The sequence below is a fragment of the Mesorhizobium sp. M2D.F.Ca.ET.226.01.1.1 genome (assembly GCF_004022705.2).
In the GTDB taxonomy this organism is placed as follows: Bacteria; Pseudomonadota; Alphaproteobacteria; order Rhizobiales; family Rhizobiaceae; genus Mesorhizobium.
In genome coordinates, this window is the sequence record NZ_RZOY02000027.1 from 21,294 (window position 1) to 33,544 (window position 12,251).

The window sequence follows — 12,251 nt, forward strand, 5'->3', positions numbered from 1 at the left end:
TCGGTAATCGCCGCCGCTCCTGACAGCTCTGGACAGTCCAACCTGCCCCTCATCCGCCCTTCGGGCACCTTCTCCCCGTGCAACGGGGAGAAGGACTAACCCTGCGCCGTCCAGAATGCGATCTCCTGCGCCTTGGTCCGGAGCTCGGTCTTCAGCCATTGATCGTCATCATCGAGATAGCTCCACGGCGTCTTGCCCTGCGCGCGCATCTCGCGGATGTAGGAGCGGTAGCGATAGTGGCTGTAGACCGACATCGCATAGGTGGCATAGGCGGCGGCAAGTTTCCTGTGGCCGCGCACGATCACCAGGTTCTCGTCGTTCTGCTTGCTCGCCGGCGCCGAGAAATTGTGGCTGCCGGTCACCACCACGCAATTGTTTGAATGCGGGTCGGCCACCAGGATCTTCGAGTGCACGATGGCGTGGCCGATCTGCGACAGGAACTCCCGCCGGTTGACCTCGGCGATCCATGGCCCGAGCGGGGCATCGAGGCCCTGCGGCTGCGCCACCGCGTAGCGGTCCGGCGTGAATGTCCGGTCGCTGCTCACCAGGTCGATGTCGAGGAAATTCTGCTCGGTGCCGCCCTCGTCGGCGCTCAGCGTCGAGACGACGCCGCGCACATACATGCCTTTCTCCCTGGCGCGCTGCCCGGCCAGCGTATGCAGCCCCTGCTTGCCTGGCGTGAACATCAGGAAAAGCACCGCCTGCCTGGCCGAGCCGATGACGTCGCGCAGCGCGTCCATGTCGGCCCCGTTCGAGGTGCGGGTGAACCACACGGTCGTCTTGGCGCCGCCGACCGTGAAGGTCTTCGGCGCATCATTGTCCGCCATCAGCGCCGGCGTGAAATCGGCCGGTTTGGTGGCCGGCGGCGAAGCGTCCTTCAACAGGTCCCAATGCTTGTGGTAATGCTGCGCCACCGCCGCGTCCTCGATCAGCAGGCCGTTGTTGACCTGCGTGCAGAGGCCCGTCGTGCTCCAGTTGGTGCTGCCGGTCCACACCATTTTCGGCTCGCCGCCTTCCGACACGACGACGAACTTGTTGTGGCCGAGGCCCTTGGATTTCAGCATCCGGTCAATGGTCGCGATGCCGTGGTCGTTGAGATTCTTGCGTGCGTCCTTGTTGCCGTCGCCGGCCTTGTCGGAGCCGTTGGCGAGGATGAGATTAAGCCGCGGCCCAAGCCCGATCAGCGCCGTCTCCAGCCTCGCGTCGCCGAGCTCGTAGAGCGCGGCATGCAATTCGTCGCCGGCAACCTGTGTCAGCCCGACCATGCGCAGGCCGAGATCGCCTTCGAGGAAAGCGCGGAATTTCGCGTCGCCATTGGTCTGCAGGCTCTTCTTGAAGGCCGCCGGCGACAGCTTGTTCTTGGCCATGTAGCGGGCGACGAATTGCGACAGCACCAGCCCGCGGTTGAAGAAGCACGAAAAGCCGCCGCCGGCGTCGGTCGCGAGCGTTTTCCAGTCTGTCCAGGCGCTGGAAACGCCCTTGGTCAGCGGCTTGCCGGGGCCCGCGCTCATCATCGCGGTCACCCGGTAGCGCACGACATTGCCGACGTCCGCCGCATGGTCGGTCCAGTTGAAGCGCTGGAACGGCCAGACGTCCGATGGTCGGTGGTCGCCCGATTTCGGCTTGTCCTTGGTGAAGCCAACCCGGTTCTCCACCGGGTCGATCTTCTCGGTCGCGCCGACCTTGCGGCCGCGCTCCAGCAGGAAGCCCCGGCATCCCGGAATGAAGTCGCTCGGCGCCCAGGCGACGAAGGCGTCGTCGCCATTGGTGTAGACGGAAACCTTTATGCTGACTGCCATCCGTACCTCCCTCTGCGGCGCCGGCATGCCCGGCCCCAAATGCGGCCAACAGGAAACAATGCAGCCAACAAAATCCGCGCCGGAAGCAGGCTTCCGGATCAGCTGGAACAGAATTTTCGAAAGGTGACGGCGATGATTATGTGGCGGCAGAAGATCGGATGTCAATGTTTTGCAGCGTCAAGTATAATTCCATGAACTGCTTCACACTGTGTTCTGTTTGCCAGCAAAATGAAGGGCGGAGGATCTGGCTGATTCTCCGCCCAACTTCACTTCGCAATGGCTTGGTTGCTCGCTGTCAGAGACCGTTTCGAAATGCGCTCCAGCAGATGGCCGCCGGAGTAGAATTTTTAACGGTCTCTCAGCTCTTGCTGGAGGCCAGCACCAGCACCGGCTTCTCGCTGTAGAGCTGCGGGAACAGCGCCTTCAGATTCTCGATCTTGGGCAGGTCGTTATAGACGATATAGGGATAGGTCGGGTTCAGCGTCAGGAAGTCCTGATGATAATCCTCGGCCGGGTAGAAGGTCTTGCCGGTTTCGAGCGTCGTGACGATCGGCTTCGGGAACACCTTGGCCTTGTCGAGCTGGGCGATGTAGCTCTCGGCCACCTTCTTCTGCTCGTCATCCTCGGCGAAGATCGTCGAGCGGTATTGCGTGCCGGAATCCGGCCCCTGGTAGTTGAGCTGCGTCGGATTGTGCGCGACCGAGAAATAGACCTGCAGGAGCTGGCCGTAGGTGACCTTCGACGGATCGTAGGTGATCTCGACGGATTCGGCATGCCCGGTGCGGCCGCTGCCGACGACTTCATAGACGGCGTTTTCCGCGCTGCCGCCGGTATAGCCGGAAACGGCCTTGCTGACGCCCTTGACGTGCTGGAACACGCCCTGCACGCCCCAGAAGCAGCCGCCGGCGAAGATCGCCTTCTCGGTGCCGCTCGCCGCCTTCTCGTCCATCGCCGGCGGCGGGATCACCACCGCGTCCTCGGCCGAGCGGGCCGGGCTCTGCCAGAAGACGGCCGCTGCCGCGCTGAGCACCAGCGCCGCCAGCGCCCCTTTGGCAAGGAATGGCCGCCGCGCGGCGTTCTTTTCAATGCCGGTCATGTTGGGTCTCCTTGTTGTTGTTTCACTATACACGAACGAACCCGCCAAGCGGTTCTCACTTTGCCGTGCGGCGGTGTCTAGCCGTCGATGGCGCTCCCCCTCATCCGTCCCTTCGGGCCACCTTCTCCCCGAGGGGAGAAGAGAGCGCCGGCGCTGAAAGTCTCCTCTCCCCGCCGGGGAGAGGTCGGCCGAGCGAAGCGGAGGCCGGGTGAGGGGCAGTGGTCGACCGAGCCTCACTGAGCGGTGGTGTCCGCCGGCTTCATGGCGTCGGTTGCAGGCTTCATGGCGTCCGTCGCGGGCTTCATCGCATCAGCGGGCTTCATCGCATCCGTTGCCGGCTTCATCGCCTGGGTGCTCATCGCATCGGGCTTCATGGCATCCGTCGCGGGCTTCATGGCATCGGCCGGCTTCATCGCGTCGGTCGCCGGCTTCATGGCGTCCGTCGCCATCGCATTGGCCGGCTTCATGGCATTGGTCGTGTCGTCGGCGCGGGCGCCGGCAACGAAGACGGCAGCCGAAAGCGCGAAGGCGAGCGCCGGCAGGGTCAGGTATTTGGTCATGGTAGTCTCCTCGGGTTTTGGCGCGCGCAAGCGGGCCTTGGTGAAGCGTTGCCGCTTTCATGCGGCCCCGCGCGAAGGGAAGAAGATCAGTTGGCGGCCGCGGCCAGGATCGGCCCGCCGCCCGGCGCCTGCACCAGTACCGCGGTGCTCAGTCCGCCGGTCGCCGCCGGCAGCGGCAGCGTGGTCGCTGCGCCGTTCCAGCTGCCCAGCCTCGTGAGCGCATGCACGACATTGGCATGCGGCAGCGTGCGGCCGGTGTTTTCGCCACGCGCCACCGGCACCTCGACGACGCCTTTATTGTAGCGCACCAGCCAGATGTCGGCGCCGCCGCCCGGCGCCTTGCCGGCCCCAACGCTGACCTTGTCCTGCCCAAGCGAAAGCTCCGGACCCAGCGTGCGGCCGCCCTTGTTGGTCAGACTCTGGGCGATCAGGTTCTGGATCTCGCCCGACCGGGCACCGACACCGTCGGCGCGGCCGTTCACCACCACCTGAGGCGTGAACGGCCCGTCATGGCCGAGCGGCGGCTCGTAGGTCACCTGGCGTTCAGTGAATTCCTTGCGCCCAAACGTGTCCTTCCAGCCGAGATAGTCCCAGTAGGTGACGTTGAACGACAGCGCCAGCACGCCCGGCTGGTCCTTGACCTTGATCAGGTTGGCATTGGCCGGCGGGCAGGACGAGCAGCCCTGGCTGGTGAACAGTTCCACCACGGTGAGCGGCTGTGCGGCTGCTGCGCCGACAGTGGCGGCGAGCATCGCGCCGGCAAGCAGGCTTGTCTTCAATCCGGTCATGGGAAGCAATCTCCGAAGCGGGGTCATGCTCCCATTTCGCCGGGCCGGCGCGCTTCGTTACAGGCTCACCGCTTTGTGATTGGGGCGCCTTCGTGCGGAACGCTGGAGGGACAGCACGCCCCTCTGTCCTGCCGGACATCTCCCCCGTAAGGGAGGAGATTGGCAGTTCCGATGCCGGCGCCTTCCGTCCAGCGTCGGAGATTGGCGAAGGCCTGCGCGACATCTGGTCTCCCCCCTTGCTGGGGAGATGGCCGGCAGGCCAGAGGGGGGTGTGAAGGATCGCGACGATGGAAATCGTCTCGGCGCTGCGCGCCGATCCACCGTCCCCCACAAGGGGGGAGGAGGGGCCGCGCTCCTACTGGGTCAGCACCGTCGTCGACGGGCGCTGGTTGTAGTCGCATTTGCCCTGCACGGTGTAGAAGAAGTCGGCGTTGGTGTAGGCCGCCGGGACCGGATTGCCGCCGTCTTCCCAGGCCTGGTACCCGGGCTGGCCGCAAGGCACGGCGGTGAAGATGTCGACCTTTTGCCCGGTTGCTACTTCCGTCAAGTTGGTCGGGCTGGTGCCGATATAGAGCCGGTTCGACGTATTCGGATCGTTGGACTTCAGCACGGTCGGGTTGCCCGAGGGCACGTCCATCTCAAGATAGAGCTGGTCCATCTGGCTGACGTCGATCACCGCGCCGGCGCCGCTGGCGGGGTAGAACGTATCGACGCAGTAATAGCTCGTTCCGTACTGGTCGGTCTGGATCGACACCCCGGACGGCACCGACTTCTGCAGCGTCTTCAGCGCGCCGGTAGTGCACGCCTGCTTCTGCACCGTGGTCGAGGTGGCCCCGTTGACGGTGTTCACCGTCGTGGTGCCGTAGCCTTTCGGATCGCCATAGCCATTATAACTGTAGCCGATCGTCATCAGCTTCTGGGGGGTGGTATCGCCGAACTTGGTGCCCCACAGGGTCATGGTCTTTGCCCAGTAGCCCGACACCTTCGTCACCTTGAACGTTGTCTGCACCAGCGCCGGCGTCTTGCGCACGGCGGAGCCGACGCCGACCTGCACCGTGTCGATGCGGGCGACCTGCATGAAGCTGGTCGGCATCGGGTAGCTCGCCGTGGCGGTGAAGGTCGCCGTGCCGAAAGCATCGACGGTGACGCCGGTCAGCGTCGCTGTGCCCTGACCGCCATTCGCCGCATAGGCCTGCTGCAGCGCCGTCTGGCGGTCGGCCAGCGCCGTCGTCGTCGGCATGGTGGTGATCGAGATGATGGCGGCGTCGAGCGCGTTCTGCATGTCGCTGCGCGTCGTCACCGCCGAGGTGTAGTCGACCGAAAAGCCGATGGCCGCCACGAGCGGGATCGTCAGCAGCACCATCATCGGCATTATCGAGCCGTCACGGCACGCAAGGAATTGCCTCGCCGCCGCGGTCAGCCGGAGTTTTCGCACGAAACTCAACATTTTGGGCCCTCGTCGTCTCGGGCAGCAAGCCGGTCTACCATCGGGAAGGCGAAGCATCCGCTAAAGCGGTGCATGAATGTTTAAGCGCATTTGAATATTTCGTGAGCGGGATGTGAAGGGGCGCCTTTCCCTTCTCCCCTTGCGGGAGAAGGTGGCCGCGCAGCGGCCGGATGAGGGGTGCTCCAGGGAAAGCCGACGTCTCACTCCGCCCCTCATCCGTCTCGGCGCTATCGCGCCGATCCACCTTCTCCCACAAGGGGCGAAGGGAAAAACCCCCGCCGCTTGCCCCTCAACCCCGCCCCTGCTAAAGCGCGCCGCATGACGACGCCCCTCGACCACATCCGCAATTTCTCCATCGTCGCCCATATCGACCATGGCAAATCCACGCTTGCCGACCGGCTGATCCAGCTCACCGGCGCGCTGGAGGAGCGCGACATGAAGGAGCAGGTGCTGGACTCGATGGATATCGAGCGCGAGCGCGGCATCACCATCAAGGCCCAGACCGTCAGGCTCAACTACCGCGCCAGGAACGGCGAGGATTACGTGCTGAACCTCATCGACACCCCCGGCCATGTCGACTTCGCCTATGAGGTGTCGCGCTCGCTCGCCGCCTGCGAGGGCTCGCTGCTGGTGGTCGACGCTTCCCAGGGCGTCGAGGCGCAGACTTTGGCCAATGTCTACCAGGCCATCGACAACAACCACGAGATCGTCGTGGTGCTGAACAAGGTCGACCTGCCGGCGGCCGAGCCCGAGCGCATCCGCGAGCAGGTGGAGGAGGTGATCGGCCTCGACGCCTCCAACGCGGTGCTGATCTCGGCCAAGACCGGCCTTGGCGTGCCGGACGTGCTGGAGGCGATCGTCCACCAGCTGCCGCCGCCGCGCGAGGGCGACATCGCAGCGCCCTTGAAGGCCATGCTGGTCGATAGCTGGTACGACGCCTATCTCGGCGTCATCGTTCTGGTGCGCATCATCGACGGCGTGATGAAGAAGGGCCAGACCATCCGCATGATGGGAACCGGCGCGAAATATCTCGTCGAGAGGACGGGCGTGTTCAAGCCGGCCCGCGTCAATGTCGACGAGCTCGGCCCCGGCGAGTTCGGCTTCTTCACCGGCTCGATCAAGGAAGTGGCCGACACCCGCGTCGGCGACACCATCACCGAGGACCGCCGCCCGACGCAAAAGGCGCTCCCCGGCTTCAAGCCGGCGCAGCCGGTGGTGTTCTGCGGCCTGTTCCCGGTCGACGCCGCCGATTTCGAGGATCTGCGCGCCGCCGTCGGCAAGCTGCGCCTCAACGACGCGTCCTTCTCCTATGAAATGGAAACCTCGGCCGCGCTCGGCTTCGGCTATCGCTGCGGCTTTCTCGGGCTGTTGCATCTGGAAATCATCCAGGAGCGGCTGGAGCGCGAGTTCAACCTCGACCTCATCGCCACCGCACCCTCCGTCGTCTACCGGCTGCTCCTCAATGACGGCACGGTGAAGGAGCTGCACAACCCGGCCGACATGCCCGACGTGGTCAAGATCTCGGCGATCGAGGAGCCGTGGATCCGCGCCACGATCCTGACGCCCGACGACTATCTCGGCGGGATTCTAAAACTTTGCCAGGACAGGCGCGGCATCCAGGCCGACCTCTCCTATGTCGGCAAGCGCGCCATGCTGACCTACGATCTGCCGCTCAACGAGGTGGTGTTCGACTTCTACGACCGCCTGAAGTCGATCTCCAAGGGCTACGCCTCCTTCGACTATCACCTGACCGACTATCGCGAGGGCGACCTGGTCAAGATGTCGATCCTGGTCAATGACGAGCCGGTCGACGCCCTATCCATGCTGGTCCACCGCTCAGCCGCCGAAAAGCGCGGCCGTCAGATGTGCGAGAAGCTGAAGGAGCTGATCCCGCAGCACCTCTTCAAGATCCCGATCCAGGCCGCCATCGGCGGCCGCATCATCGCCCGCGAGACTGTCTCGGCGCTCAGGAAGGACGTCACCGCCAAATGCTACGGCGGCGACGTGACCCGCAAGCGCAAGCTGCTCGACAAGCAGAAAGAGGGCAAGAAGCGGATGCGCCAGTTCGGCAAGGTGGATATTCCCCAGGAGGCGTTCATCCAGGCGCTGAAGATGGGGGATTGAGGGGCGTTGGCACGCAGAGCGCTCGCTACTCCTCAACGAAGTATCGATTTACCTCTATGAGCATGTCACAGAACTCCACATCGAATTCCGATGCGTGGAATTCGTCCAAAACCTGAAACAGCGAGATAGATATCCCGTAGGCCTCGTCAAGCACCCGGTTGTAAGCCGAAAAAAACTCTTTTCCAGAAATTCGACAGCTATATCCCCGAGTTGTCCAATCTTTATCAAATTCGCTTTTAGCTAACTTCAGAATGGTCTGAGTGTCTCTCCCGTCGCGTTTGAGTTGATAGTACTTGCTTGTCGCTGATTGGACGTTAATGAGGCAATCCTCGCGCATTTCCAATGAAATAGCGGATAGGGTATTGTCGACCCAAGCATCTTCTATCGATTTATCTTTCTTTTTAGCTGCCTTTTGCGTAGCCTTGTAGATCGCGTCCCGAGCTATGACATAGTTCTCGATCTCTTTTCGTCGGAGAACATGACAGAAAACCCCCGACTTTCTTAGCTTCTGCTCGTGGCCTTCAATTTCGTCCAAGCACCGATAATCTCTATCAAAGATCGCGGCGATCTTGGGTTGAATTCCAAAAAGTTCCTGAAAGGCCCAAGGCAGATTGCCTACCCGAGGCCATTGTTCGTACCCACCTATCTTGAGCAGCATCGTATCAGGATCGCTAAATACCCCATCGGGAATCAGCATTTGCTCGAACCTTCGATAGATGGAGCGATCGTTTCCCTCGAATGCTATTATCCTTTTGGCTCTGGAAAGACGCGCGAAGTCGGCGTTCTCAGAGGAACCTAATAGCGCATGCGCGCTACGGTAGCCTTCCTCGGTGGTGATCCGCTTCCCTGTCTGAAGTTCCGACCTCACCAGAACGACATCGCCTGAATTGGCTTCGTTCATGATCTCAGCCGAATGAGTGGCAAGAAAAATCTGAGAGAATCTCTTCTTGGCAATGCCATAAAGTCTTCTCTGTAGGTCGGCGTGGAGGTACACGTCGGGCTCGTCCAGAACGAGGATATCCCCTCCCGATCCACGAAGAAAATGGGTCATGATTTGCATCCACGCCTGAAACCCAAACCCTGACAAATAGATTTCTCTTGGATACCCCTTCTCAAGGTAAATCATCTCAAGCGTCGATGGCATCCCAACAATTACTTTCGGTTTCTGAACCTCGATATCTTTCCAATTACCCTCCACTAGCGCGGAGAATTCCTGAAATTCGCTGTGGCCCTTCTGGCGCCAGATATTCCTAAAGTTTCGCGCAGCAAGTCGAGTATGCTCAACGCTTCTAACGTAATCGGGATCGTTCGGTTTCTCGGTTTCTTCAAATTGACCCAACGTTGGAACGACAATTATGGATTCCGGAAAGCAGTCTTTGAAGAAGGCCTTGGTGCTCTTTGCTCTCTTATCTGATTGTATAAAAACGATTGGTTGACGATCGACATTCAGTATGATGTGAAGGGCGGAGCCATTCTCGTGAAATATCGAAACCTTAACGTCATCTTCCGATTCATCTGTCGGAATGTTTGCAATGGGCAGGCAAAAATTCTTATTAGTCATTTCGTATGTCGCGCAAACGCCATACGGATTTTGCGTCTTCAGGACTGGAAGTCTGTATTCCGCGTAGCGAGCGACATCAGCGAACAGCCGGAGAGCGTCGAGCACTGAGGACTTTCCAGCGTTGTTTGGACCTACGAAGATATTTCGCTCTTTGCAGGTAACGCGGAATTTGGAGTGCTTTCGAAAGTTTTCGAACTCGATTCGCCTTAGAATTTAAACCTCCCCCCCACCAATGCCGTCCTAGGTTAGATTCCTACACGATTCTGCCAGAGTCGTAACGGTGTCGCACGTCATTTCGGCCGTGGGCCTCCCGCCATCGAACCCCCTCGCCTCTGTTCCTTCGGCAAGTTGCTTTCGGTACTTCAGTTCGTGTCTATGATCCCAGTGCGCTTGCCTAGTGTTCTCTCTTCACCATCCTCCCACCTCGTTGTATCTTTCTCACCAGCTTGGGGGGACATCACATGCGCTCCACCTCCGACACCATCGCCGCGATCGGCCTCGCCATCGGCGGCGCGTTGGGCATGGCGGGCACTTTCGTCGCCAGCGATGCGCTGCGCGAGACGCTGTGGACCATCGACGGCGTGGGCGTCGTCGTCGCCACGGCGCTGCTCACCATGAAATACCAGCGGCTCGGCAGTGACCTCGTCGCGGCCGGCTTCCTCACTTTCCTCGCCGGCGAAAGCCTGCTTCTGGCCGGCAACGCGGCGGGCCTGCAGGCCAGCGTGCCTTCCTATGCCGGCGGCATTGCGCTGTGGGCGGCGGGGCTGGTGATGGTCAGCGCGCAAGCCACCTTCGCGCTGTGGATGCGGCTCACGGCTTTTGTCGCTGCCGTGCTCTTCGCCGTTTCGGTCCTGATGATCCTGTGGGGCGCACCGCTTCTGCCCACCTCTTCGCCGCTGCCGGCGCTCGGCTATCCGTTCCTGGTCCTGACCTTCGTCGGCTGGATCTGGACTCTTCTGAAAGCGGAGCGTTGAGCGCGAAGGCCATGGCCGCGCCGCTCGAAATCCGCAACAGCCCGTCGGGAAAGATCCTGCCCGCCCTCGGGCCGCTCATGATCGGCGGCATCTTTGGCTTCGGCGCGCTGCAGGGCGTGGCCTCGGGCGCCAATGGCGGGCATGTGCTGTGGATCGCGCTGCTCAGCGCCGCCTGCCTCGGCCTCGGCGCCTTCATCGCGCGCGGCGCCTTCGACACCTCGGTCAAGGTGACGCTGAACAGCCACGGCTTTCGCGATACCCGCGCCGGCGACGTGCTGGTGCCGTGGAGCAAGGTGAAAAGCGTGCGCCTCGCCGCCGGCGGCAAGGGCGCCGCGATGCTCAATTTCGAGCTCACCGAGGAGCCGCCCGACGAGATCAGATATTCCTCCGCCAACGCCTTCGGCCTGATGCCCTTCGGCAAGACCACAGTGCACATGGAAATCTCCTCGCTCGACGTGCGCGGCCAGGATCTCGTCGACGCGGTGAAGACATTCGCGCCGCATGTGGTGGTGAGGCGGTAGCGAGGCCCCCTCATCCGGCCGCTTCGCGGCCACCTTCTCCCCGGTGGGGAGAAGAGGACAGTGGAGGCGCCGGCGACCTCCTCTCCCCTTGGGGAGAGGTTGGATCCCGAATTGCCCTTCGCAATTCGGCTGGCAATCCGGGTGAGGGTGCTTCCAGATGCCACCCATGCTCTACTCGCCTCAGGGACCTCGCCATGATTCGCGCTCTGCTTGCCTTCCTCCTCCTCACCGCGCCGGCCTTTGCCGCCGACATGTCGGTGTTCGTGCGCAACAAGCGCTCGGACGGCGTGGCGCTGGAACTGTTCAGCCGCGACAGCCAAAAAGTCTGGCCGGGCGACGACAAGGTCTACCTCATCCGGCCGAAGGCGCGGAAATCCGTGCCGATCTCCTGCGAGCCGGGCGAGCACATTTGCTGGGGCGCCTGGGTCGACGGCAACGACCAGGTCTCCGCCGGCGTCGGCCCCGACAACGACCAGCCCTGCGACACCTGCTGCTTCATCTGCACCGAGCATTCCACCGAGACGGTGGATTTGGCGGAGTAGCGCGGGGCGTTGAGGCTGCCAATCTCCCCCCAAGAGGGGGAGATGCCCGGCAGGGCAGAGGGGGGCGCGAAGGATCGCGGCGTTTGTAGTCGTCGAAACAAGAAATCTCAGTGAGGGTTTTGATCTTCAATCAAGTTGCGAGGTCATCGCGAGGCCCCCCTCTCTGGCCTGCCGGCCACCTCCCCCTCAAGGGGGGAGATTCGGTGCCCACCACCACCAAAATCACCCAGCTATTTTCCTCGCCACCCCTTGGCATCGCCCCGCGCCATGCCATCATCCCGCCATCGGCCGTGGGGGCCGATTCGACCTCGGGGGTTACCATGTCCATCAACTTCGCGCGCCGCGCTGCCGCCGCGCTTTCGCTTGCCGTCCTCATCGCGCCCGCCGCTCGTGCCGGCGACGTCACCTTCCAGATCAAGAACAGCCACCCCAACGCCATGCGCGTCGAGCTCTACAGCCAGGACCGCGACTATGTCTGGCCGGGCAATGGCAAGGATTTCTACCTCGACGACGGCGAGACCAAGCAATTGCCGATCTCCTGCAACGAGGGCGAAAAGATCTGCTACGGCGCCTGGGTCGACGGCGACGAGAGCACCTATTGGGGCGTCGGCCCCAACAACAAGGAAACCTGCGAAGACTGCTGCTACACCTGCAGCGGCGGGCAGACCGAGGAGATCGATCTGGCGGAGTGAGGGGCTCCTCTTCCCCTTCTCCCCTTGTGGGCCTGTTGCGTAATTGGCTGGTTGTGATTCTCTGAGACGGAAGCTCGGAGGGAATCGCAATGGCGGTGAAGCAGACTGGTCAGTTGAGCCTGGCGGAAGCATTTTTGGGCCAGAAGC

The 12,251-nt window shown here is 62.2% G+C and carries 11 protein-coding genes; 5 read left to right on the top strand and 6 right to left on the bottom strand.

The window, feature by feature from the left end; all coding sequences use genetic code 11:
- Positions 1-95: 95 nt before the first annotated feature.
- From EN869_RS33235 to EN869_RS33260, 5 genes are all read right to left on the bottom strand, one after another.
- Positions 96-1,799 carry a phospholipase D-like domain-containing protein gene (locus tag EN869_RS33235; RefSeq protein WP_167507132.1) on the bottom strand — a complete coding sequence of 568 codons (1,704 nt, stop codon included), beginning with the start codon at positions 1,797-1,799 and terminating at the stop codon, positions 96-98.
- A gap of 358 nt (positions 1,800-2,157) precedes the next feature.
- Complete coding sequence (gene msrA / locus EN869_RS33240; RefSeq protein WP_127230850.1) at positions 2,158-2,895, bottom strand: peptide-methionine (S)-S-oxide reductase MsrA; 738 nt, start codon at positions 2,893-2,895, stop codon at positions 2,158-2,160.
- Positions 2,896-3,128: 233 nt separating this feature from the next.
- Entirely contained in the window at positions 3,129-3,455 is a 327-nt protein-coding gene (locus EN869_RS33245; RefSeq protein ID WP_127230849.1) for a hypothetical protein, read from the bottom strand.
- A gap of 86 nt (positions 3,456-3,541) precedes the next feature.
- Positions 3,542-4,243, bottom strand: a complete 702-nt coding sequence (locus tag EN869_RS33250; RefSeq protein WP_127230848.1) for a DUF1223 domain-containing protein — start codon at positions 4,241-4,243, stop codon at positions 3,542-3,544.
- A gap of 355 nt (positions 4,244-4,598) precedes the next feature.
- Positions 4,599-5,690, bottom strand: a complete 1,092-nt coding sequence (locus EN869_RS33260) for a TadE/TadG family type IV pilus assembly protein (RefSeq protein ID WP_127230847.1) — start codon at positions 5,688-5,690, stop codon at positions 4,599-4,601.
- A 318-nt stretch (positions 5,691-6,008) separates the two neighbouring features.
- Between EN869_RS33260 and lepA the strand changes: the two genes are divergently transcribed.
- Complete coding sequence (gene lepA / locus EN869_RS33265) at positions 6,009-7,814, top strand: translation elongation factor 4 (RefSeq protein WP_127230846.1); 1,806 nt, start codon at positions 6,009-6,011, stop codon at positions 7,812-7,814.
- 25 nt (positions 7,815-7,839) lie between these two features.
- On the opposite strand, the gene EN869_RS33270 is transcribed toward lepA, so the two are convergent.
- Entirely contained in the window at positions 7,840-9,588 is a 1,749-nt protein-coding gene (locus EN869_RS33270) for an ATP-binding protein (RefSeq protein ID WP_127230845.1), read from the bottom strand.
- 248 nt (positions 9,589-9,836) lie between these two features.
- On the opposite strand from EN869_RS33270, the gene EN869_RS34700 reads away from it, so the two are divergent.
- The 4 genes from EN869_RS34700 to EN869_RS33290 all read left to right on the top strand — a co-directional run bounded on the left by EN869_RS34700 (position 9,837) and on the right by EN869_RS33290 (position 12,104).
- A complete protein-coding gene (locus EN869_RS34700) occupies positions 9,837-10,349 on the top strand; it encodes a hypothetical protein (protein WP_167507134.1) in 513 nt (170 codons plus the stop codon).
- Positions 10,346-10,870 carry a hypothetical protein gene (locus EN869_RS33280; RefSeq protein ID WP_127230844.1) on the top strand — a complete coding sequence of 175 codons (525 nt, stop codon included), beginning with the start codon at positions 10,346-10,348 and terminating at the stop codon, positions 10,868-10,870. Before EN869_RS34700 ends, EN869_RS33280 begins: the two co-directional genes overlap by 4 nt.
- Before the next feature lie 194 nt (positions 10,871-11,064).
- Positions 11,065-11,412 (top strand): hypothetical protein, encoded by a 348-nt coding sequence (locus EN869_RS33285; protein ID WP_127230843.1) that lies wholly within the window; start codon positions 11,065-11,067, stop codon positions 11,410-11,412.
- Positions 11,413-11,732: 320 nt separating this feature from the next.
- Entirely contained in the window at positions 11,733-12,104 is a 372-nt protein-coding gene (locus EN869_RS33290; protein WP_127230842.1) for a hypothetical protein, read from the top strand.
- Positions 12,105-12,251: the final 147 nt, after the last annotated feature.

Bases quoted from the DNA above. Each gene is read 5' to 3' on its own strand.
- EN869_RS33235 (WP_167507132.1), bottom strand. From the start codon at position 1,799: ATGGCAGTCAGCATAAAGGTTTCCGTCTACACCAATGGCGACGACGCC.
- msrA (WP_127230850.1), bottom strand. From the start codon at position 2,895: ATGACCGGCATTGAAAAGAACGCCGCGCGGCGGCCATTCCTTGCCAAA.
- EN869_RS33245 (WP_127230849.1), bottom strand. From the start codon at position 3,455: ATGACCAAATACCTGACCCTGCCGGCGCTCGCCTTCGCGCTTTCGGCT.
- EN869_RS33250 (WP_127230848.1), bottom strand. From the start codon at position 4,243: ATGACCGGATTGAAGACAAGCCTGCTTGCCGGCGCGATGCTCGCCGCC.
- EN869_RS33260 (WP_127230847.1), bottom strand. From the start codon at position 5,690: ATGTTGAGTTTCGTGCGAAAACTCCGGCTGACCGCGGCGGCGAGGCAA.
- lepA (WP_127230846.1), top strand. From the start codon at position 6,009: ATGACGACGCCCCTCGACCACATCCGCAATTTCTCCATCGTCGCCCAT.
- EN869_RS34700 (WP_167507134.1), top strand. From the start codon at position 9,837: ATGCGCTCCACCTCCGACACCATCGCCGCGATCGGCCTCGCCATCGGC.
- EN869_RS33285 (WP_127230843.1), top strand. From the start codon at position 11,065: ATGATTCGCGCTCTGCTTGCCTTCCTCCTCCTCACCGCGCCGGCCTTT.
- EN869_RS33290 (WP_127230842.1), top strand. From the start codon at position 11,733: ATGTCCATCAACTTCGCGCGCCGCGCTGCCGCCGCGCTTTCGCTTGCC.